Genomic DNA, 21,804 nt, shown 5'->3' with positions numbered 1-21,804 from the left:
GACTATGGCTTAACCTTTTCTGCATTCGCTGTCGCAGCAATATTCACAACGGGTATTTGATTGAGTTGCCATTTCCAGTTATCCGGCGTTTCTTTAACTGGAATCATTTCAATACAGTCTGTAGGACAAGGAGAAACACAAAGGTCACAGCCTGTACATTCGTCTTTTATTACCGTGTGCATTGATTTAGTGCCGCCGACAATGGCATCCACTGGGCAGGCTTGAATACATTTGGTACAACCAATACACATGTCTTCATGAATAAAAGCGACTTTTTTAATACTCTTGGTCACTTCGTCTGAAGCCTGAGGCACTTCGACACCCATCAGATCGGCAAGTTTTTCAATAGTAGCTTGGCCTCCGGGTGGGCATTTATTAATGATTTCACCATTCGCTATCGCTTCAGCGTAAGGACGGCAACCAGGGAAGCCACATTGACCACATTGTGTTTGCGGCAAAATAGCATCAATTTGTTCAACAATAGGATCGGCTTCAACTTTAAAACGCACTGAAGCAAAGCCCAAAATAATGCCACATATTGCTGCTAAAACAGCGATTACAATGGCAGCAATTAAGATCCCGCTCATTACAATTTCACCAATCCAGTAAAGCCCATAAAGGCAAGAGACATAAGACCTGCCGTGATCATTGCAATCGAGGCGCCTTTAAAGGGAGCTGGTACATCTGCCGCTGCAATTCGTTCACGCATAGAAGCGAACAATACTAATACCAATGAGAAACCCACTGCCGCACCAAAGCCATAAATAACAGATTGAATGAAGTTATGGTGCTCATTGGTATTGAGTAAAGCGACACCTAATACCGCACAGTTGGTTGTGATTAATGGTAGAAAAATACCTAATAAACGGTAAAGCGTTGGGCTAGTTTTATGCACTACCATTTCGGTAAATTGCACCACAAAGGCAATCACAAGTATAAAACTAAGCGTCCGCAAATATTGGATACCTAATGGATCTAAGATGTAGGTTTCAACAAGATACGCACATACAGAAGCTAGCGTTAACACAAATGTTGTTGCTAAGCCCATGCCGATTGCTGTTTCTAGTTTCTTAGATACGCCCATAAACGGACATAAACCTAAGAATTTAACGAGTACAAAGTTGTTAACCAACACTGTCCCGATGAGGAGTAAAAGGTATTCAGTCATACCGAGTTCATTATCATTGCAAGAGATCCCAACATTATCTGATTTTGTGAGCGCTATAACAACTCCTCAAGGGTAGGGTTTTATCTATTAATGGTCTTAAATTTGAGTAGTTGATTGAAATATAAGTTTTTAGTTAAATAAAATACTTCTTTTGAGCTAATTGTTACCGAAAAATTATTAATTCAATGTGTGTGTTTTGATCTTGTATTGTATCTGAGGTGTTTGTTATTAGTGATTTTCATGAAAAGATAACTGTTTTTTAATGGTGTTTTAATAAATTGTGATTGTAACGGTTGTAATGTGTGGCAATTCTGCGTTTGATATAACTGGATTTAATGTAAATAGTGTTCGTGATTACACGTATAACCAATAAATATAAGTTATTAGGATGAAACAATGGATATTTTATTACTGAGTAACGGTAAAATTGCGGGTAACACGCATGTGATGGAATTTGCTGCGGATGCCATTATTGAGCAAGTAAAGCGTACTGGAGCGAAGCATTTTGTCGTGATCCCATATGCTGTTATTCGTTCAAGCCATGATGATCGTGTGGCTTTAGTTCAAGCAACTTTTGATAAATTGGGTTTAGATTGTATCGCGACAGGATTGCATCGTGCTGAAGATCCAGTAATGGCTATCGAACAAGCGGATGGCATTATTGTTAGTGGTGGTAATACTTGGGTACTCAATAAAACATTACATGATTTAGGTTTAGTTGGCCCAATTCGTAAAGCAGTACTGAAAAAAGGAACGGCTTATATTGGTTGGAGTGCGGGAACGAATATTGGTTGTCCAACTATTCGTACAACCAACGATATGCCGATTGTTACTGGTGCCATTCTATCTTCATTAAATTTCGTGCCTTTCCAAATTAATCCTCATTACTTAGAAGCTTCTGTTGAAGGTCATATGGGTGAAACCCGTGATGAGCGTATTGAAGAATTTCTTGAAGTGAATAAGCATGAACCTGTTATTGGTATTCCTGAAGGCACATGGTTAGCGGTAACAGATAATAAGATTAGTTATCATGCTGCTAACGGTAAACCATTAAAATTCTTTAGTTATGGCAATGATCCTATTTATTACCAGCCCGGCGATGACGTGCAGTTTTTAATGGATATTAACTACTAACGTATTGTTGTTACAATTTTATCAATAAAGAGGCTAACCATTTTGGTTAGCTTTTTTTATATGACGCAAAAAAAGCTTGATTTTTAAGAAGTGCCTAACGACTTGGGTTTTTAACGGTTGTCCACAATTTCTGTGGATAACTATGTCGATGTGGCGTGTTATTCTCATTGGTGTTAATAACATTTTTAATGAGGGAATTGGTCGTAACAACAATGGTGATAAGGAATAAATGTAAAAAATAAATATAACAATATTATTAATAGTGAAGAAATGTAAATATCAATGGCGTGATATTGAAAGTGATAATTTTTGGAAAAGCTGTGGATGATATTTAAAATGGCAAGATTAAATGTCAATTATGATTATATGTTAGGTTTGAGTTGATTGAATAAGGGAGTCGTTATTTGGCGATAATATCACTGATACTCGCTAGGTATAAATAAGCGAATATAATTTAAAATTATTATTAAGTAAAAAGACATAAAATTTGATGAATAATTCCTACTTATTATTATAAGCATTAATTTTAATTAGGATTATAAATTTGGATTGTTTTTGTTTATCTTATTGAAATAAATGAAATTTTATTGTTTATTAATCTTATGCGTATGTTGGCATAATAAATTACATCATTATCTATTAGTGGTGGTTATTTATATGGCGCAATGTATTCAGCGGTTGGTATTTATTGTTGTCACTTTTTTACTTATTATTTTAAGACATTAAGTGTTTCTGTATTCATTATTGCTTTTTACTTTCTCCCATTAAGGTCAGAAAGAGATGAAATGCTCAATGTTAAAATGATTATATGTGTCAATATCTGTTTTTATTTCAACGTTAGTTGGTTTGCTTCGGTAATAAAATGTAAAGTCCAAAGGGGGCCTAGTGTTTACATTAGGTTGTGACTTTTGCTGTTAAAATTGAATTTGGTGTTTAAATTTTAATAAGTAATGTTTTATTACTGAAGCTATTTTTATACTCCGCCACTCGCCACTCGCCACTCGCCACTCGCCACTCGCCACTCGCCACTCGCCACCACAATTCTCAAACTTAACCAAACCAGTATTGACATTATTGGGTGGGTGCTCACAATGATACTCAGTATTGTTATTACGGATATATGTAATGAGTAAGCTGTTTAGTCTTGTATCTGATTATTCTCCAGCGGGCGATCAACCCACTGCAATTGCACAATTAATGGATGGACTTGATTCTGGTCTGGCACAGCAAACCTTACTCGGCGTTACCGGTTCAGGAAAAACATTTACGATTGCAAATGTTATTGCACAAGCTAACCGTCCAACCTTTATTATGGCGCCCAACAAAACCTTAGCGGCTCAGCTCTATGGTGAAATGAGAGATTTCTTTCCGGATAATGCGGTTGAGTATTTTGTTTCTTATTACGATTACTACCAACCTGAAGCGTATGTGCCAACCACTGATACATTTATTGAAAAAGATGCTTCAGTTAATGCCCATATCGAACAGATGCGATTATCTGCAACTAAAGCGTTAATGGAACGACGCGATGTTATTATTATTGCATCTGTTTCTGCCATTTATGGTTTAGGCGATCCTGAATCGTATTTAAAAATGATGTTGCACGTACGCCGTGGTGATGTACTTAATCAACGTGATATTTTACGGCGCTTAGCTGAACTCCAATATAAACGTAATGATGCCGTTTTTGAGCGGGGAACATTTCGCGTTCGAGGGGAAGTGATTGATATTTTTCCAGCGGAATCAGAAAAAGAAGCGATTCGATTGGAATTGTTTGATGATGAAGTTGAAGTTATTTCCGCATTTGATCCACTTACTGGTGCGATTATTCAACGTGATTTAGCCCGTACTACGATCTATCCTAAAACCCACTATGTGACACCAAGAGAGAAAATTCTAGAAGCGATTGAAGGTATCAAACTTGAGCTAACCCAGCGTAAGCAACAATTATTGGACAACAATAAATTAGTTGAAGAACAACGCATATCGCAACGTACTCAATTTGATATCGAAATGATGAATGAACTGGGTTTTTGTTCTGGTATTGAAAACTACTCCCGTTATTTAAGTGGTCGCGCCGAGGGTGAGCCGCCACCAACCTTGTTTGATTATCTTCCTGCCGATGGTTTATTAATTATTGATGAATCACACGTTACTGTTTCTCAAATTGGTGCGATGTTCCGTGGTGACCGTTCGCGTAAAGAAAATCTGGTTGAATATGGTTTTCGATTACCGTCAGCGCTAGATAATCGTCCCATGAAGTTTGAGGAATTTGAATCTCTAGCACCTCAGACAATTTACGTTTCAGCGACTCCCGGTAATTATGAAATTGAAAAATCTGGTGGGGATATTGCCGAGCAAGTTGTTCGTCCTACGGGTTTACTTGATCCTGAGGTTGAAGTGCGTCCCGTTGCGACTCAGGTAGATGATTTATTATCTGAAATCCATATTAGGGCGACTAAACAAGAGCGGGTATTGGTCACTACGCTAACCAAACGAATGTCAGAAGATCTTACTGAATATTTAACTGAACATGGGGTGAAAGTACGTTACCTTCACTCCGATATTGATACGGTTGAACGTGTTGAAATTATTCGTGATTTACGTTTAGGTAAGTTTGATGTGTTAGTGGGGATTAACTTATTACGTGAAGGTTTAGATATTCCTGAAGTCTCTTTAGTTGCTATTTTAGATGCGGATAAAGAGGGATTTTTACGTTCAGAACGATCCTTGATTCAAACCATGGGACGTGCCGCACGTAACATAGAAGGTAGAGCTATTTTATATGGTGATCGTATAACTGGCTCAATGGAGCGGGCGATTAATGAAACTCAGCGTCGACGTGAAAAGCAAATAATTTATAATTTAGAACATAATATTACCCCGCAAAAATTGAATAAGAAAATTGGGGATTTATTAGAATTGGGTGCGCCGAGTGGGCGCGCTAAATCACGTAATAAAGCGGCAGATTTACATAAAGTGGCAGAATCGAAAGGGACTTATTCGATATTAACCCCGCAACAACTTGAGCTTGAAATTCAACGATTAGAAAAACAAATGTATGACTTTGCGCAAAACTTAGAGTTTGAACAAGCCGCTGAAACCCGTGACAAAATCCATCAATTAAGACAACAATTTATTGCCAATAGTTAACGTGCTCGTTTGATTTTTAGGTAAAAAAAAAGCCAGCCGATAAAAAGTTTCGGTTGGCTTCATTGTTAAGTGAAAGAATCCACAACAACGTCAGTTGGCTAGGTTGACCCTTAAGATAAGAGTCACTGTTAGTATTGCATACCCCATGCCAACTTTTTTAATGCGATGTTATAAGGTTTCTTGTGGGCTTATCATTAATTGTCGTTTTTATTTGCTATTTTTAGTGCGCATAAAAAGACTGTTTTTCGCAAAATGCGAATCATTATGCAACTATATCTGGCATAATATAAAAAATATAAATTAAGAACCCAGTTTCTGTTGTATTGATTACAATTAGGTCAGGGAGTTCGTTTTTGGAGGAGCAATGGAAAGCATTACACGACAGCGCCAAGTATTAATGGTTGAAGATACCGCGTCAGTGGCTGCCTTATATAAATCTTACTTAAATCCTCTTGGACTTAATGTGAGTATTGTCGGCACGGGTAAAGAAGCACTGAGCTTTATTAAAGACATTATTCCAGATTTAATTTTATTAGATCTCCGTTTACCTGATATGACGGGTATGGAGGTTTTGCAACAAGTACGACAAGAACACGGCAAAATTCCTGTGGTGATCATGACGGCTCATGGTTCTATTGATATTGCAGTGGATGCAATTCGACAAGGTGCTCAAGATTTTTTAATTAAGCCTTGTGAAGCTGATCGGTTACGAATTACCGTTAATAATGTGCTTAAAGGTAATACTAAATCACCGTCTGATACTTCTTCAAAACAATCAGATGGTGCGCAATATCAAGGTTTTATTGGTAACAGTTTGCCGATGCAAGCGGTATATCGTGTGATTGAATCTGCGGCATCAAGTAAAGCAACTGTATTTATAACGGGTGAAAGTGGAACGGGTAAAGAAGTTTGCGCAGAAGCTATTCATGCCGCTAGCCCTCGCCATGATAAACCTTTTATTGCTCTAAATTGTGCAGCTATTCCAAAAGAACTGATTGAAAGTGAATTATTTGGTCACGTAAAAGGTGCATTTACTGGTGCATCAACAGAACGTCAAGGCGCAGTAGAAATAGCACATAATGGCACCTTAATGTTAGATGAGCTTTGTGAGATGGATTTAGATCTACAAAGTAAGTTATTGCGTTTTATCCAAACAGGGACTTATCAAAAAGTAGGCTCATCTAAAACGTGTCATGTTGATGTGCGTTTTGTGTGTGCAACTAACAGAAATCCATGGCAAGAAGTACAGGAAGGTCGTTTTCGAGAAGACCTTTATTATCGGTTACATGTGATACCCATTACCTTACCGCCGTTACGTGATCGCGGTGATGATATTATTGAAATTGCTCATGCATTATTAGGGTTAATGTCATTAGAAGAAGGTAAAGATTTCAGTCGTTTCTCAAAAGAAGTATTACAACTTTTTGAATCTTATTCTTGGCCGGGTAATGTGCGAGAGTTGCAAAATATTATTCGTAATATTGTGGTGTTGAATACCGCAGAAGAAGTCACTAAAGAAATGGTGCCACCACCGATTAATGCTATTTTTGGTACGGAAATTGCTTCACCTACACCAATCTATCCGCAATTAAATACATTAACATCTACAGTGAATACATCATTTGTTGATGAAATATCAAAAGATAAAATCGAACCTCTTTGGATAGTAGAAAAACGCGCTATTCAATGGGCAATTGATGCTTGTGACGGTAATATTCCTCGTGCAGCTGGATTATTAGAAGTAAGCCCATCGACAATTTATCGTAAATTACAAACTTGGCAAGAGACTATGGGTAGTCAGGAGATTGATTAATGGTAACTAATATAAATGCAGAAACATTAAAAAGATTGGCTGATGAAGTCGGTGATGAAACCGTGGTGATACTGTTGAATGTATTCAGTGATGAGCTTGATCAGTATTTACAAAAGCTATCAGACCAACCATCCGTCACTCAAATCGGTGATATTAGCCATGCGATTAAAAGTAGTGCTGCAAGTTTTGGTGCTGATGATTTAGCATTAATGGCACAGGAATGTGAATATCGAGTAAGACAAGGACAAGAGACTTGGATGATTGACCATTTGCCTCAATTTAGACAAATGGTCGAAGGAATGTCGATTGAGTATAAACAGTTAGCGGGAAGCAACGAGCTCATCAATCGCATGCTTTAACTTATTACGATCATGACGCCATTCATGATTATTTGAAGCCAAATCAAGTACCATTTGTTGGTATTTAGGTGCGAGCTGTGGTTGATGAACATCAGTAATGATGGTATCTATCGCTCTTCCTGCCATTGCACGTTCACACCAATGTAGCATCGTTTTAAGGCTCATCTCTCCTGCTGGGCCTTTTTCTTTATCTATATTTGTAATAAATGCAATTTTAGCGGTGCTTACTTTTAATGCTTGTTCTATATCACGCAACAGTAATACCGGCATTATGCTGGTTAAAAAGCTACCAGGGCCTAATAGTATAATATCGGCTTCCATAATAGCATTCACGGCTTCTTTAGTTGCGGGTACTGCGGGTTCTAAATAGAGTCGTTTGGGAATTTCAGCTAACTCATCAACACTGGTTTCACCATTAATGATTTGACCATCGTAAGTGATAGCGGCTAAATCAGAAGGGTGCTCAGACATTGGAATGATGTATGGCTTAACGTGAAGCATATCGCGAATTAAATTGATTGCGTCAAGTGGGCGAATACAAAGATTATCCAGTGCTGTTAGCATTAAGTTACCAAGATTATGGCCATTAAGCTCACCAGTACCTCGAAAACGGTATTCAAAAATCATAGAGCCAATAGACGGCTCTGTAATTAATTGATTAATACAATTACGCATATCACCCCATGCAATACCGCCTTGGCATGCACGGATACGACCGGTAGAGCCGCCGTTATCTGTCGTTGTTACGACACCTGTTACCTGTGAGCCGTAATCGGATAACGATGATAAGACTCGACCGAGTCCGTGACCGCCACCAATGGCAACAATACGTGTTGTCGCTGTACTATTTGTAGGCATGATGTTTATTCTAATTATTATGGTATGAGTATATTTTAACAAATGATATGCGATAGTGCATTATTGGTTAGTATTGATTTTAGTTAGAGTAGTGCGTGTTATGTGGTGCTTTTATTGATGTTATTGGTAATGATATATTTAAATTATACCTATTACGTGTTTTATCTAATAGATAAGAAAATTAGATACCTATGTGGTAAAAAAGTAATAATGAATTAACCACATGATTATATAAAATAAAAGCCACGGTTTAATGATTATGTGTGGCTATCTATCAATATACCGTTCAATTTATGGATACAAATTAAAATTCATTGTGCCTATGGCGGTTTATTTTGTTTGATCGATCCATGATTGAATACTGTCTGTAGGTAGTAACTCTAAATGCCCAAATTCATCAAAGTACCATCCTTTTATTAGACCTTTATTGCGCATTTCAATAAAATTACCTAATACTTGCTGTGCGGCTGCATGAGCAGAATCTGAATCAAGGCGTTCTTCTCGCTGTAGATAAAGGGCAATATCATCCAGCGTCGCTGATTCCATTATATTGAACATAAATCCTCCACTATTGACATAATTTTAGCGTTAAATACCTAACTAGTATTGTCGTGTTTCGGCTCGAAAGGTAGAATGTCAGCCTGTTTTTTTCAGTTATTTGCCAATTTTCGAAAAACTCTGATACTTTTAAATAAGACATGCCGTTGTGTGACATTAATAGTTTATCAACGACTGATGGGCACAACTGCCATAACTCCGAGCTTTTTTCACTAAGTTGCTACGTGCTGTTTGATTGATCCATAAGGGAAATAATCAATAGTCAATAAGTGATTAACGCCAGTGACATAATGTCACCAGGGTTGGTTTAGAAATGAATCGGCCTCCCGAATTTGGAAAGGTGTTCCGTGGCTAAACAATTAGAAGATAGTTTTAATCGTAAATTTTATTACTTACGACTTTCAGTTACAGATGTATGTAACTTCAAATGTACTTACTGCCTGCCTGATGGTTATCAGCCTACAGATAAGAAGAAACCCTCTTTTTTAACGTTGGATGAAATTCATCGAGTGACAGCGGCTTTTGCTGATTGTGGTACCACTAAAGTACGTATCACGGGGGGTGAACCGAGTTTACGCCGTGATTTTACTGATATTATTCGTACTGTTGCAAGTCAACCGGGTATTACAAAAGTGGCAACCACCACTAATGGCTACCGCATGGCCAAACATGTGCATGAATGGCGTAAAGCGGGATTAACCCATATCAATGTGAGTGTTGATAGTTTAGATCCTAAGATGTTCTACCAAATTACGGGTGAAAATATGTTTCATCAGGTAATGGAAGGCATTGATGCTGCTTTTGATGCAGGGTTTGAACAAGTAAAAATTAATACTGTATTACTGAAAGATCTTAACTCTCAAGAACTACCGAAGTTTTTAGAATGGATCAAAACTCGCCCAATTCAATTACGTTTTATCGAGTTAATGCAAACCGGTGAAATGGACAGTCTTTTTAGTAAACATCATGTTTCTGGTGTGAGTATTCGTAATCATCTCATTGCGAACGGATGGTTATTGAAGATTAAAGACAACAATGATGGCCCCGCACAAGTTTTTTATCATCCAGATTATATGGGTGAAATTGGCCTTATCATGCCGTATGAAAAGAATTTTTGTGAAAGCTGTAATCGTCTTCGTATCTCGGCCAAAGGTAAATTACATTTGTGTCTCTTTGGTGAAGATGGTGTGGAGTTACGTGACTTGTTGGCCGATGATAGCCAGCAACCACAACTGATTGAACGCATTCAAGCCAGTTTACAGACAAAAGCGGTGAGTCACTTCTTAGATGAAGGTAAAACTGGCATGACGCCAAATCTAGCATCTATTGGTGGTTAGGTTACACGACGCACGATTATAAATAATAAATAAACAGTCGAAATAGAATCATCGGCTGTACTTAAATTATCGCTTTTATTGGGAATAGAAAATGAATCAATTTACCCATATTAATGCTTCAGGTGAAGCTAACATGGTTGATGTTTCGGCAAAAGCTGAAACAGTACGAGAAGCACGCGCAGAAGCTTTTGTTCATATGGCACCAGCAACGTTGGCATTAATTGTTTCAGGTCAGCATCATAAAGGTGATGTATTTGCGACAGCACGTATTGCGGGTATTCAAGCGGCAAAGAAAACATGGGATTTAATTCCATTATGCCACCCATTACTGCTGACGAAAGTAGAAGTTCAGTTACAAGCTATGCCTGCTGAGAATAAAGTTCGTATTGAATCTTGCTGTAAGCTTGCAGGTAAAACAGGGGTTGAAATGGAAGCCTTAACAGCGGCATCTGTTGCGGCATTAACCATTTATGATATGTGTAAAGCTGTTCAAAAAGACATGGTTATTAGTCAAGTTCGATTACTTGAGAAAACGGGCGGCAAATCGGGTCACTTTAAGGCAGAAGCATGATTAATGTATTGTTTTTCGCTCAAATTAAAGAGTTAGTGGGTGTTGATAAAATTGAAGTTGCTGCGGAATTTGCAACGGCAGATGATTTACGTCAAGCCTTGTTAAGCCGTGGTGATAAATGGCAGTTAGCATTAGAGTCAGGTAAATTGTTGGTTGCCGTTAATCAAACAATTTGTCGATTAGATACTGTGCTTAAAGATGGTGATGAAGTCGCTTTCTTTCCACCCGTCACTGGGGGTTAATATGATTTCAGTACAACACGATGATTTTTCTGTTGCTGATGAATACGCTAAACTTGCTGAAGGTAATGAAGCGGGAGCCGTCGTCACGTTTATTGGTAAAGTACGTGATTTTAACCAAGGTGATGTTGTTACTGGGCTTTCATTAGAACACTACCCAGGAATGACAGAAAAAGCACTTCAAGAAATTATAGTGGAAGCGCGTAGTCGTTGGCCATTATTACAAACACGTGTGATCCACCGTGTAGGTGATTTAGAGTTAGGTGATCAAATCGTTTTTGTTGGTGTTACAAGTGCTCACCGTGGTGCGGCATTTGAAGCCTGTGAATTTATTATGGATTACTTGAAAACCAAAGCGCCATTTTGGAAAAAAGAACAAACTCCAGTAGAGAGTCGCTGGGTTGATGCACGCGAAACTGATAATTCTGCCGCAGATAGATGGTAATTCCAATAATCTGATTCATATAAAAAAGGAGCTAATTTTAGCTCCTTTTTTTATGCTTTTTGATTGGTAAGTATTAACGATAAAGACTATTTTTTATTTTTATTCTTATCTCGATTTGCAGTCGTTGTTGGAACATAACTTGTGCGAAAACGGGATGGACTTGGTCGTGAAATGCAGCCTGTAGGTCTCATAATTTTACTCTTATTCTCACAGTATGAAATGACAGAGGTATTACTAAGAAATTGGCGTAGGTACAGGATATATTTCTTAGTGGCTAAATAGTAGCGGGCTTATTCGCTAAATTATAGGATCCTTACCAGCTTATGATGTTGTTTTCTAAAATAATCTATCTGTTATTTTTTTAATTACTTTTTGTTATTAATAAGTGTTGTTTGGTGAATTTTTGGTGAGGTTGTGGTTTATGTGCCATATTTAAAAGGTGGAGATAAAAAAGATATTATTTTAGTTGGTATAAGACCAAGTAGTTAAAGTCGTCGTAAAGGTCTACTGGCATCATTTAACAATGGAGTGGTTAACAATGCATAAACGTATGTCTTGCAAAAGAGTCAAACAGATGATGGCTGATATTGGCGTTAATGATAATCACCATGATGATGGTAATCAAGAACAGCTGTTGCTTGAACAGAAAGAGCAGGCAGTGGGTCAAGACAAGCAATTAATTAAATTAGACAGTGAAAATAAGTAAAGACTATGCGGTATTTTTATAGAAAGGCATTACTTAGGTAGTGCCTTTTTTTGTGTCTTATTTACCATGTTCTTGTTTGTTTTATGATGGGTTATTAGCCATTTTATTAGTTTTATATTCTGATTTAGAGTAACTGTGTAAATTATAACCACAAAAAGGGGGTGATTAACGGTTTTTGATAATATTAATGGCTTTAACCTTACCAATAATAGGTGTAAAAACCTAGAAATGTGATGTAGGTCTAGTTGATTGTGGCGGTTGTTAAGCAAATGTTTGGTTGTTAATGTGTTTCATTTGTCTGTTTGTGGCAAATTAATATAACTCCTGTTAATGTTTTAGATAATTCTTCGGTTTGCTAGTTGTTGTTTAGGATTGAGAATAACTATTTTGTCATTAAGTAATATGACCAACTGAAAATGTCATGGACGTTATAAATTGATGTATTGGAGTTAATACATGTATAAGAATAAAATTACCCAAGCTTTGTTACTTGGTGCTGGTATTGTTGTCGCCCTTCCTTCTTTTTCAATTTTTGCAGCACAAGTTCCTACGGAAATTAAACTCGCAAATACTCAAGAATTAGTCCGTGCGAATGGCACTGAACCTGAATCTCTTGATCCTCAAAAAGTATCGGGTGTACCTGAATCTAATGTTATTCGTGATTTACTTGAAGGCTTAGTCAATCAAGATGCCGATGGTAATCTGGTTGCTGGCGTCGCAAAATCATGGCAGACAACCGATAATAAAACATGGATTTTTGAGCTACGCGACGATGCTAAATGGTCAAATGGCGATCCTGTCACTGCCGATGATTTTGTTTATACATGGCGTCGTCTTGCTGATCCTAAAACCGCCTCTCCTTATGCGTCTTATCTTGATATGACGACAATGGCAAATGCGACAGATATTATTGCGGGTAAGAAATCACCAGCAACATTAGGTGTTGAAGCCGTTGATGCTCATACATTAAAAGTAACGTTAGATAAGCCATTGTCGTATTTTGCGTCAATGCTAGTGCACACCTCAATGAAGCCGGTTAATAAAAATGCCGTTGAAAAATTTGGTGATCAGTGGACGAAAGTGGGCAATTACGTTTCCAATGGTGCTTATCAATTGGATCAGTGGGTTGTTAATGAACGTATTGTATTAACCCGTAATAATAATTATTGGAATAATAAAGAGACGGTAATTAACCAAGTAACATTTTTACCGATTGAAAACCAAGTTGCTGCCATGAATCGTTTTCTTGCGGGTGAAGTGGACATGACGTATGAAATGCCCAATGAGCATTTCAAGCGTTTAACCAAAGATTATCCGCAAGATGTCAAAGTAACCCCTTATTTATGCTCTTATTATTATGAGTTTAATACCGCACGTAAGCCGTTTGATAATGGCGATGTACGTAAAGCATTATCCTACGCCATTGACCGTGATGTATTGGCGAAATTTATCGTGGGTAAAGGTGAAACGCCCGCGTATAACTTTACCCCATTAGCAACTAACGGTCTTGATGTTGAGATGCCGGATTACGCTAAATTAAATCAAAAACAACGTTTAGAAAAAGCCAAAGCATTATTAGAAGCCGCAGGGTATAACCAGAATAATCCACTGACATTTAAAGTGTTATATAACACTTCTGAGAACCATAAAAAGATTGCCGTTGCGATTGCATCAATGTGGAAAAAAGGATTGGGTGTTGAAGCTCAACTTGAAAACCAAGAGTGGAAAAGTTATTTAGACAGTAAACGCCAAGGTAACTTTGATGTCTCTCGTGCCGGTTGGTGTGGTGATTATAATGAAGCCTCAACCTTCTTAGCGATTATGCGTACTGGTCACTCACAGAATTACCCTAAATATGCCAGTGTTGATTATGACAAAGCGATTGATGATGCCATTCTTGCCCCTACAGCGGCTGAGCGTGCAGCAGATTATAAACGTGCAGAAGCAAGTTTAGCGCAAGATATGCCGATTATGCCTATTTATCACTACGTAAATGCCCGTTTAGTGAATCCACAATTAGGTGGCTATCCTATGAAAAATGCAGAAGACAACGTCTATTCTAAAGATCTGTATTTCATCGCTAAATAATCTTGCCAGTATAATCATTAGCTGCCTTTGATACTGAAGGCAGCCCTCGCGTGCACAATTAATACGGTAGCTTTAATATGATTAAATTCATTGCTAAAAGGATTTTTGAAGCGATACCGACATTGTTGGTATTGATCACCATCTCATTTTTTTTAATGCGCTTCGCTCCTGGTAATCCCTTTACGTCAGATCGCCCTTTACCGCCAGAAGTTCTCGCTAATATTGAAGCTAAATATGGTTTAGATAAACCTGTGTTTGATCAATACACCACCTATTTAAGTAATATTGTTCAAGGGGATTTTGGTCCTTCATTTAAATATAAAGATTTCACAGTTAATGAATTAGTGTCTAAAGCGTTACCTGTATCAGCAAAAATAGGTTTTTTTGCCTTTATTTTTGCATTGGTCATGGGGGTATCCGTTGGCACTCTTGCTGCGTTAAAACAGAACACGTGGCTTGATTACACTATTATGTCGACCGCGATGGCGGGGGTGGTGATGCCTTCCTTTATTCTCGCTCCGGTATTGATTTATATCTTTGCCATTAATTTACAGTGGTTACCTGCTGGTGGTTGGCAAGACGGGTCGTTCAAGTTTGTTATTCTGCCAATGTTAGGCATGGCTTTATTGTATGTAGCGACTTTCGCGCGTATCACTCGTGGCAGTATGATTGAAACGCTAAACAGTAACTTTATTCGTACCGCTCGTGCTAAGGGATTGAGTTACCGACATATCGTTTTAAAACACGCGTTGCGCCCAGCCTTATTACCCGTGGTGTCATACATGGGACCTGCTTTTGTCGGCATTATTACCGGCTCGGTTGTGATTGAAACTATTTTTGGTTTGCCCGGTATTGGTAAGTTGTTTGTTAATGCCGCCTTTAATCGTGATTACTCGTTAGTGCTTGGTATTACGATTTTGATTGGTTCATTAACGATTATCTTCAATGCCATTGTCGATATTGTGTTAGCGATGATCGATCCTAAAATTCGCTATTAAGAGGCTGACCATTATGATTTTAACAAAAAAAGATAATATCGACGCGCTGGAGAAATTTTCAGAAAACCTTGAAATAGAAGGCCGTAGCTTATGGCAAGATGCGCGCTCACGTTTCTTTCGTAATAAGGCGGCAATGGTGTCACTTGTTATTCTTGGACTGATTTCTCTTGCCGTGATTTTTGGACCCATGGTGAGTCAATATGCCTTTGATGATACTGATTGGTACGCGTTACATGCCGCGCCATCATTAGGTGCTGAAGGTCATTTCTTTGGTACTGATAGTCTGGGGCGTGATCTTTATACGCGCACTTTAGTCGGTGGTCGTATTTCACTGATGGTGGGATTATTAGGTGCTTTAGTTGCGGTGGTGATTGGCACACTTTATGGTGCTGCTTCTGGTTTTATTGGCGGTAAAACGGATCGAGTGATGATGCGGATATTAGAAATTCTGTATTCGATTCCATTTATGTTTTTTGTGATCGTATTAGTGACCTTTTTTGGTCGTAATATCATGCTGATCTTTATCGCTATCGGGGCTATTTCTTGGCTGGATATGGCACGTATTGTTCGCGGTCAAACCTTGTCTTTACGAGGTAAAGAGTTCATTGAAGCCGCACATGTTTGTGGTGTTAGTCGTTGGCGGATCATTACCCGTCATATTGTGCCGAACGTGTTAGGTATTGTAGCTGTTTATTCAACCTTGTTAGTGCCTGCTATGATATTAACTGAATCGTTTCTAAGTTTCCTTGGGCTTGGTGTGCAAGAGCCGATGACCAGTTGGGGCGCATTATTGAATGAAGGCTCACAAACGATGGAAGTGGCTATTTGGCAGTTATTATTTCCAGCTGGTTTTATGATGATCACCTTGTTTTGTTTTAACTATGTCGGTGATGGTTTACGTGATGCGTTAGATCCTAAAGATAGGTAAAAATAAGTAGCGACCTCTTTTATTAATCATAGGGGCAGTGATTGGACTGTTACTGTGAAGCGAATAAAAAGGTCGGCAGCATCCACGGGACAATAAATAATAACCGAAGCGAATGTACGGTGCTTATGGTTGATAACAAGGAAGTAGTATGAGTTTGTTAGAAATTAAAGACTTACGCGTTGAATTCACCACGCCTGATGGCAATGTTACTGCGGTAAATGATTTGAATTTTTCGTTAGAGCAAGGTCAAACCTTAGGCATTGTTGGTGAATCGGGTTCAGGAAAAAGCCAAACCGTATTTGCAATTATGGGCCTCTTAGCGAAAAACGGCATTATTAGTGGCAGCGCTAAATTTGAAGGCCGAGAGATTTTAAATTTATCTGAAAAAGAATTAAATCGTATTCGTGCTGAACAAATAGCAATGATTTTTCAAGATCCAATGACGTCACTAAACCCGTATATGAAAGTCAGTGAGCAACTGATGGAAGTGCTGATGTTACACAAAGGCATGAGTCGATCTCAAGCGTTTGAAGAATCAGTAAGAATGTTAGATGCGGTTAAAATTCCAGAAGCTCGTCAACGTATGGCAATGTACCCCCATGAGTTTTCAGGTGGTATGCGCCAACGGGTTATGATTGCGATGGCGTTATTATGTCGCCCTAAATTATTGATTGCTGATGAGCCGACAACAGCCCTTGATGTAACGGTACAAGCTCAGATCATGACGTTATTAAACGATCTTAAATCAGATTTTAATACGTCGATCATTATGATCACCCATGATCTTGGTGTGGTCGCTGGCAGTTGTGACAAAGTGCTGGTGATGTATGCAGGACGGACGATGGAATATGGTGATATCAATGATATTTTTTACCGTCCGAGTCATCCATATACTGAAGGCTTGTTACGTGCGATTCCGCGTTTAGATACGGAAGGTGAAGATTTACCGACGATCCCAGGTAATCCACCTAACTTATTATGTTTACCTGTTGGATGTCCATATCAAGAGCGTTGTCATCGTGTATTACCGCGTTGTAAGCAAGAATCACCGCTATTAATGCCATTTGCACACGATAGATTACGTGCTTGTTTTGCTGACATGGGAGCACAGTCATGAAGACAGAAAAGAAATTATTATTGGATATTACTAATCTTAAAGTCCATTTTAATATTGCGTCTAAATCGGCATGGCCTTGGAAACAACCAATAAAATTAAAAGCAGTTGATGGCATTAATGTGTGTGTTTATGAAGGTGAAACCTTAGGCGTTGTTGGTGAATCGGGTTGTGGTAAATCGACGTTTGCACGTGCCATTATTGGCTTAGTAGAAGCGACTGAAGGTAATGTCGTTTGGCTAGGGCAAGATCTGACTAAACTTAACCATCGCGCTTTACGTGAAAATCGCAAACAGATCCAAATGATTTTTCAAGATCCATTAGCCTCATTAAATCCACGTATGACAGTGGGCGAGATTATTGCTGAGCCATTAAAAGCATTTTACAGCCAATTATCAGGCGAAGAAGTAAAACAACAAGTACAGGCGATGATGATTAAGGTGGGGTTATTACCGAATGTAATCAATCGCTATCCTCATGAATTTTCTGGCGGACAATGTCAACGAATAGGTATTGCGCGCGCATTGATTTTAAAGCCAAAGATGATTATTTGTGATGAGCCGGTTTCAGCATTGGATGTATCCATTCAAGCACAGGTGGTGAATTTACTTAAATCATTACAAAAAGAAATGGGGTTAAGTTTAATCTTTATCGCCCATGACCTGTCGGTTGTTAAACATATTTCCGATAGAGTTTTGGTGATGTATTTAGGTCATGCTGTTGAGATGGGGGACAGTAAAACATTATTTGCTAATCCTCAGCATCCTTATACCAAAGCATTAATGTCAGCAGTACCTATTCCTGATCCTAAGTTAGAACGTAATAAGCAGATTGAACTGTTAGAGGGGGATTTACCATCACCGATGAATCCACCATCAGGCTGTGTTTTCCGTACCCGTTGCCCCAAAGCGGTTGCTAGTTGTGCAGATCAAAAGCCTGAGTTAGTGGGTACCTACCAACATGCGGTTTCATGTTTACAAGTGTAGTGATGAATATTAATAACGCTCAATATAAATAAGGTATTGAGCGCTACTCTTTTTTCGGAAAAGAGGGCGGAGATTTAAACACAGAATTGTTCAATTGTTGTTGAAGCATTTTTCTGTTTTCGGCTTTATTTTTTTTATTTTCATACAACGTTTTATCCGCTCGTATCAAGGCATCATGTAAATTTTCATTAGCTTTAATCACGGTACAGCCAGTAGAAATCGCTACTTTTATATGATAATGACAAAAATAGCCACTAAAAATAGCTAACTCTAAGCGATCTGCCATTAATAATGCTTGTTCTAAATCGGCATTGGGTAAAACAATACAAAATTCATCACCACCGAGTCGAATACAAATATCACTATCTCGTGTCATATCACTGATGGTTGATGAGATATGTTTTAATGCTAAGTCACCAATATCATGCCCATAAGTGTCATTAATTGTTTTAAAATCATTGGCATCAAAAACAATCATTGATATTGTTTGATCGGTTTTTCTCGTCTCTTCTAGCGTTTTTTGTATAACAGTATCAAGTACTCGACGGTTGAATAATCCTGTTAATTGATCGGTATATGCTTCTAATTGGTAATATTGCTTTTGATCTTTATATTTTCTTAATGTTGCATTCATATAATTAAGCATAATTAAAAGCAGCAATCCCAACATTAAAATTTGGATTGCAGAAGAGATAAAAAATGCGGCTGAAATATTAGCATGTATAAGTATATTGTCACTTAAACGGGTATATATCTCTACTGATGGTAAGAGATTATTATTATAACCAGTATAAATATTAATTCTTTTTTTGTTACTAATATCATAAAGATATAGATTTAATGCGGATTTCAATTTATTAGGTAAAGTAATAGATTGAAATAATGATTTAACTGGAATATCAACGCCAATATCACCGACGATCTGATCTTTATTATAAACGGGTGATTTAATTGTAATTACCATTTTTTTAGAGAAAATATCAAGATAAGGCGCAGTATAATGAAAGCCTTTATATAATGACGCATCAAACTGCGAGGTTGAATGTCGATCTTTATATTTTGGCGATGAAAAAAACTCTCTTGTGGCATTAAAATTGATAGCATTTGATTTTGATGACAAATAAAAATATTTTAAAGCATGAGAAATATAATAGTAATTATAGGTGATTGTATGACGTTGCTGTTCTGTCCATAAATCATCAAGTATCGCAAAAATGTGGGTTTCGTTTTGAATACGCTTATTTGGTTTTCCTGGCCCAAGCAGAGTGCCGTTAAGAAGATTATTGGGATAGATACCACGATTGAAGCCAAATTCTTTTAATTTTGGATAGTAATGAATGGTGACTAAAGGTCGCAAATTTTGATTTTTTAAGTCATTAATTGTTTTTGTTACTGTACTGGCATAACGCTGATTACGGTATGCTAGTATATCCATCGCATTTTTTATTTGATTTAAATTTTCTTGCACGTATAACTGCGTATCATGGATGTCATTACGGACACTAGCACTAACTAAAGTTATCAATATCAACAAGTTAAACAAAATAACAATTATTTTTTTAAATGTTTTATTTCCACGATAGAAGTGATTAAATGTCCATTTTGAATCATTTTTTTTAAAAATATGTTGTTCTAATTTAGACATTAAAATGTTTATCGTTAGTTAACGAGTCAAATGGCATCGGTTTACTGTATAAGAAACCTTGATGATAACGGATACCGATTTCTAGTAAGATATCAGCTTGTTGTTGAGTTTCAATTCCTTCTGCAATAACTTCTACTTCTGCTTTTTCAGCAAATGCGACTAATGATTTAACAATAGTATTTGCAGTTAATGAGCTTATGTCATCAATGAATACTTTATCAATTTTGATGGTTGTTGCTTGTAATTTTTGTAAGGATAATAGATCACAATGACCATTTCCTACATCATCGAGCTTAATTTGAATACCCATCGCATTTAATTTCTGACAGTTTTTCTCTGCCTGTTCGATATCATCAATCGGTGAACGTTCTGTTAGCTCAAAGGCAATGTTATGGGGCGCTATATGGTAGTGAGCAAGTGCCGAACGTGTAATATCTATGAGTTCTGGATCTTGAAGTACACTCGCGCTGATATTAATACTGAAGTAATAAGGCAGTGTTTTTCCGTGTAATACTTCTAATTTACGGATATCTCGTGCAACGGTATTAATTAATTGAAAGGTGAGTGGTGTAATTACACCATTAGCTTCACACTGAGGAATAAATTCATCGGGTAGAATGACTTTCCCTTTTTTAGTCTCCCAACGGATCAATACTTCGTAGCCGCAGGTTAAACGTTTTTCTGCATCAATAATGGGCTGGTAGTAAGGCACTAAATGATTTTGTTTTATGGCATTAAGTATTAAATATTTAATAATACTTGTACTGCGGTAGCGACGATATAACATCACTAACACAATAAAAATCAAGCTACTTAAGATCAATAATAAGAAGGGCTTGATATGAGCACGGTAGTCTGTAACTACCTGAGGAGCAACATAGTATTTTATCAATGCATTATTATAAAAGGGAATAGATAAAAGGGGTTTTACCTTATTGTTTAGTTGGTTATTTTTAGGCAGAAGATCTTTGGCTAGTGTCTTTGACGCATTTTCAGTATTACCTGTATATAACGAGACACCATTGCCTTCAATAACTTGGATCCAACATTGTTCACATGCATTGGCTAATAGAGCATCGGTTGGTTGTTTCTCGATATCGACCGTAATGGTACCACCAACAACTTTTTTGCTGTATTGCAGAATAGATTCACTATTATTTGCATTCGCGACCATTGCAATATTTGGATTTAATTGAATTTTGTTTGTAGGCAAACCATACATTTGATTGAGGTTTGTACGGTCACCACAGACTTTACCAGAATTAGTGACGAGACTGATGTTACGGATATCTGAAGAATAATAGCTTGCACGTTCAAGCTCTGAAATATCTTCATTATCACACGTATAAGAAAGTTGATATTGAAGGTTATCAAGTAAATTTGAGGTTGATTTAATACTTTGTAAGTAATGTACGGTTCGCTGATGTTCAAATGATTCGAGATTATATTTAAAGATTTGACGCCCAACTGTTTGTGAAGTAAGTGCTAACGTCACGAAACCTATAGCGATAAATAAAGCGGCTAATGCAATGCTATATAATGAAATTGAAGGACGTCTAATTGTCACGATGAAATAACTCCACTATTTTATTTGATGATCATCATAATCAAAATAGCAAAAACAAATCGAAGATGCTTCTGAAGAGTTATGAAAACAATAAAAACTGAAACAATCCATTATTTATTATTTTTTATATAAATGCA

20 protein-coding genes and 1 riboswitch are annotated in these 21,804 nt (G+C 37.4%); of the genes, 14 read left to right on the top strand and 6 right to left on the bottom strand.

Annotation, left to right across the window (positions count from 1 at the left end; genetic code table 11):
* Positions 1–2 precede the first annotated feature (2 nt).
* Both rsxB and rsxA read right to left on the bottom strand, forming a co-directional pair.
* Entirely contained in the window at positions 3–587 is a 585-nt protein-coding gene (gene rsxB, locus C9J51_RS06645) for an electron transport complex subunit RsxB (protein WP_045035794.1), read from the bottom strand.
* Positions 587–1,168: an electron transport complex subunit RsxA gene (rsxA, locus tag C9J51_RS06640; protein ID WP_045040333.1), complete on the bottom strand. Its 582-nt coding sequence runs from the start codon at positions 1,166–1,168 to the stop codon at positions 587–589. The genes rsxB and rsxA overlap by 1 nt, the downstream gene beginning before the upstream one ends.
* Before the next feature lie 396 nt (positions 1,169–1,564).
* Between rsxA and pepE the strand changes: the two genes are divergently transcribed.
* The 4 genes from pepE to C9J51_RS06620 all read left to right on the top strand — a co-directional run bounded on the left by pepE (position 1,565) and on the right by C9J51_RS06620 (position 7,627).
* Positions 1,565–2,302: a dipeptidase PepE gene (gene pepE, locus C9J51_RS06635; protein WP_045035796.1), complete on the top strand. Its 738-nt coding sequence runs from the start codon at positions 1,565–1,567 to the stop codon at positions 2,300–2,302.
* Positions 2,303–3,427: 1,125 nt separating this feature from the next.
* Entirely contained in the window at positions 3,428–5,455 is a 2,028-nt protein-coding gene (uvrB, locus tag C9J51_RS06630; RefSeq protein WP_045040332.1) for an excinuclease ABC subunit UvrB, read from the top strand.
* Positions 5,456–5,819: 364 nt separating this feature from the next.
* On the top strand, positions 5,820–7,268 hold the full coding sequence (gene luxO, locus C9J51_RS06625) for a quorum-sensing sigma-54 dependent transcriptional regulator LuxO (RefSeq protein ID WP_045035798.1): 1,449 nt from the start codon (positions 5,820–5,822) through the stop codon (positions 7,266–7,268).
* Positions 7,268–7,627 carry an Hpt domain-containing protein gene (locus C9J51_RS06620; RefSeq protein WP_045035799.1) on the top strand — a complete coding sequence of 120 codons (360 nt, stop codon included), beginning with the start codon at positions 7,268–7,270 and terminating at the stop codon, positions 7,625–7,627. The genes luxO and C9J51_RS06620 overlap by 1 nt, the downstream gene beginning before the upstream one ends.
* On the opposite strand, the gene yvcK is transcribed toward C9J51_RS06620, so the two are convergent.
* Positions 7,589–8,485, bottom strand: a complete 897-nt coding sequence (yvcK, locus tag C9J51_RS06615; protein WP_045035800.1) for a uridine diphosphate-N-acetylglucosamine-binding protein YvcK — start codon at positions 8,483–8,485, stop codon at positions 7,589–7,591. The genes C9J51_RS06620 and yvcK overlap by 39 nt on opposite strands.
* Before the next feature lie 330 nt (positions 8,486–8,815).
* A complete protein-coding gene (locus tag C9J51_RS06610; RefSeq protein ID WP_045035801.1) occupies positions 8,816–9,043 on the bottom strand; it encodes a hypothetical protein in 228 nt (75 codons plus the stop codon).
* 184 nt (positions 9,044–9,227) lie between these two features.
* A riboswitch (molybdenum cofactor riboswitch) is annotated at positions 9,228–9,402 on the top strand.
* On the opposite strand from C9J51_RS06610, the gene moaA reads away from it, so the two are divergent.
* The 10 genes from moaA (at position 9,391) to oppF (ending at position 18,455) form a co-directional block, all read left to right on the top strand.
* Positions 9,391–10,380 carry a GTP 3',8-cyclase MoaA gene (gene moaA, locus C9J51_RS06605; protein ID WP_045035802.1) on the top strand — a complete coding sequence of 330 codons (990 nt, stop codon included), beginning with the start codon at positions 9,391–9,393 and terminating at the stop codon, positions 10,378–10,380. Its footprint overlaps the riboswitch before it by 12 nt.
* Before the next feature lie 91 nt (positions 10,381–10,471).
* A complete protein-coding gene (gene moaC, locus C9J51_RS06600; RefSeq protein ID WP_045035803.1) occupies positions 10,472–10,951 on the top strand; it encodes a cyclic pyranopterin monophosphate synthase MoaC in 480 nt (159 codons plus the stop codon).
* Positions 10,948–11,193: a molybdopterin synthase sulfur carrier subunit gene (moaD, locus tag C9J51_RS06595; protein ID WP_045035804.1), complete on the top strand. Its 246-nt coding sequence runs from the start codon at positions 10,948–10,950 to the stop codon at positions 11,191–11,193. The genes moaC and moaD overlap by 4 nt, the downstream gene beginning before the upstream one ends.
* A 1-nt stretch (position 11,194) precedes the next feature.
* The gene (moaE, locus tag C9J51_RS06590) at positions 11,195–11,635 is read left to right on the top strand and encodes a molybdopterin synthase catalytic subunit MoaE (RefSeq protein WP_045035805.1); all 441 of its coding nucleotides are present in this window, start codon (positions 11,195–11,197) and stop codon (positions 11,633–11,635) included.
* A gap of 538 nt (positions 11,636–12,173) precedes the next feature.
* Positions 12,174–12,341, top strand: coding sequence for a hypothetical protein (locus tag C9J51_RS06585; RefSeq protein ID WP_231579357.1), 168 nt, complete (start codon positions 12,174–12,176; stop codon positions 12,339–12,341).
* A 456-nt stretch (positions 12,342–12,797) separates the two neighbouring features.
* Positions 12,798–14,429 carry an ABC transporter substrate-binding protein gene (locus C9J51_RS06580; RefSeq protein ID WP_045040331.1) on the top strand — a complete coding sequence of 544 codons (1,632 nt, stop codon included), beginning with the start codon at positions 12,798–12,800 and terminating at the stop codon, positions 14,427–14,429.
* A 77-nt stretch (positions 14,430–14,506) separates the two neighbouring features.
* Positions 14,507–15,427, top strand: a complete 921-nt coding sequence (gene oppB, locus C9J51_RS06575) for an oligopeptide ABC transporter permease OppB (RefSeq protein ID WP_045035808.1) — start codon at positions 14,507–14,509, stop codon at positions 15,425–15,427.
* 16 nt (positions 15,428–15,443) lie between these two features.
* A complete protein-coding gene (gene oppC, locus C9J51_RS06570; RefSeq protein ID WP_045035843.1) occupies positions 15,444–16,355 on the top strand; it encodes an oligopeptide ABC transporter permease OppC in 912 nt (303 codons plus the stop codon).
* A gap of 148 nt (positions 16,356–16,503) precedes the next feature.
* Positions 16,504–17,472: an ABC transporter ATP-binding protein gene (gene oppD / locus C9J51_RS06565; protein ID WP_045035809.1), complete on the top strand. Its 969-nt coding sequence runs from the start codon at positions 16,504–16,506 to the stop codon at positions 17,470–17,472.
* Positions 17,469–18,455 (top strand): murein tripeptide/oligopeptide ABC transporter ATP binding protein OppF, encoded by a 987-nt coding sequence (oppF, locus tag C9J51_RS06560; protein WP_045040330.1) that lies wholly within the window; start codon positions 17,469–17,471, stop codon positions 18,453–18,455. The genes oppD and oppF overlap by 4 nt, the downstream gene beginning before the upstream one ends.
* Before the next feature lie 43 nt (positions 18,456–18,498).
* Here oppF and C9J51_RS06555 read toward each other — a convergent pair whose 3' ends face one another.
* The gene (locus C9J51_RS06555; RefSeq protein WP_107274917.1) at positions 18,499–20,100 is read right to left on the bottom strand and encodes a diguanylate cyclase; all 1,602 of its coding nucleotides are present in this window, start codon (positions 20,098–20,100) and stop codon (positions 18,499–18,501) included.
* Positions 20,093–21,667: an EAL domain-containing protein gene (locus C9J51_RS06550; RefSeq protein ID WP_045035812.1), complete on the bottom strand. Its 1,575-nt coding sequence runs from the start codon at positions 21,665–21,667 to the stop codon at positions 20,093–20,095. Before C9J51_RS06550 ends, C9J51_RS06555 begins: the two co-directional genes overlap by 8 nt.
* Between the last annotated feature and the right edge of the window lie 137 nt (positions 21,668–21,804).

Source organism: Photobacterium iliopiscarium (assembly GCF_003026395.1).
GTDB classification, from domain to species: domain Bacteria; phylum Pseudomonadota; class Gammaproteobacteria; order Enterobacterales; family Vibrionaceae; genus Photobacterium; species Photobacterium iliopiscarium.
This window is presented reverse-complemented; position numbering and strand designations above follow the sequence as displayed.

Excerpts from the sequence above, each read along its gene's own strand:
- rsxB (WP_045035794.1), bottom strand. The coding sequence starts at position 587 with ATGAGCGGGATCTTAATTGCTGCCATTGTAATCGCTGTTTTAGCAGCA.
- rsxA (WP_045040333.1), bottom strand. The coding sequence starts at position 1,168 with ATGACTGAATACCTTTTACTCCTCATCGGGACAGTGTTGGTTAACAAC.
- pepE (WP_045035796.1), top strand. The coding sequence starts at position 1,565 with ATGGATATTTTATTACTGAGTAACGGTAAAATTGCGGGTAACACGCAT.
- uvrB (WP_045040332.1), top strand. The coding sequence starts at position 3,428 with ATGAGTAAGCTGTTTAGTCTTGTATCTGATTATTCTCCAGCGGGCGAT.
- luxO (WP_045035798.1), top strand. The coding sequence starts at position 5,820 with ATGGAAAGCATTACACGACAGCGCCAAGTATTAATGGTTGAAGATACC.
- C9J51_RS06620 (WP_045035799.1), top strand. The coding sequence starts at position 7,268 with ATGGTAACTAATATAAATGCAGAAACATTAAAAAGATTGGCTGATGAA.
- yvcK (WP_045035800.1), bottom strand. The coding sequence starts at position 8,485 with ATGCCTACAAATAGTACAGCGACAACACGTATTGTTGCCATTGGTGGC.
- C9J51_RS06610 (WP_045035801.1), bottom strand. The coding sequence starts at position 9,043 with ATGTTCAATATAATGGAATCAGCGACGCTGGATGATATTGCCCTTTAT.
- moaC (WP_045035803.1), top strand. The coding sequence starts at position 10,472 with ATGAATCAATTTACCCATATTAATGCTTCAGGTGAAGCTAACATGGTT.
- moaD (WP_045035804.1), top strand. The coding sequence starts at position 10,948 with ATGATTAATGTATTGTTTTTCGCTCAAATTAAAGAGTTAGTGGGTGTT.
- moaE (WP_045035805.1), top strand. The coding sequence starts at position 11,195 with ATGATTTCAGTACAACACGATGATTTTTCTGTTGCTGATGAATACGCT.
- C9J51_RS06585 (WP_231579357.1), top strand. The coding sequence starts at position 12,174 with ATGCATAAACGTATGTCTTGCAAAAGAGTCAAACAGATGATGGCTGAT.
- C9J51_RS06580 (WP_045040331.1), top strand. The coding sequence starts at position 12,798 with ATGTATAAGAATAAAATTACCCAAGCTTTGTTACTTGGTGCTGGTATT.
- oppB (WP_045035808.1), top strand. The coding sequence starts at position 14,507 with ATGATTAAATTCATTGCTAAAAGGATTTTTGAAGCGATACCGACATTG.
- oppD (WP_045035809.1), top strand. The coding sequence starts at position 16,504 with ATGAGTTTGTTAGAAATTAAAGACTTACGCGTTGAATTCACCACGCCT.
- oppF (WP_045040330.1), top strand. The coding sequence starts at position 17,469 with ATGAAGACAGAAAAGAAATTATTATTGGATATTACTAATCTTAAAGTC.
- C9J51_RS06555 (WP_107274917.1), bottom strand. The coding sequence starts at position 20,100 with ATGTCTAAATTAGAACAACATATTTTTAAAAAAAATGATTCAAAATGG.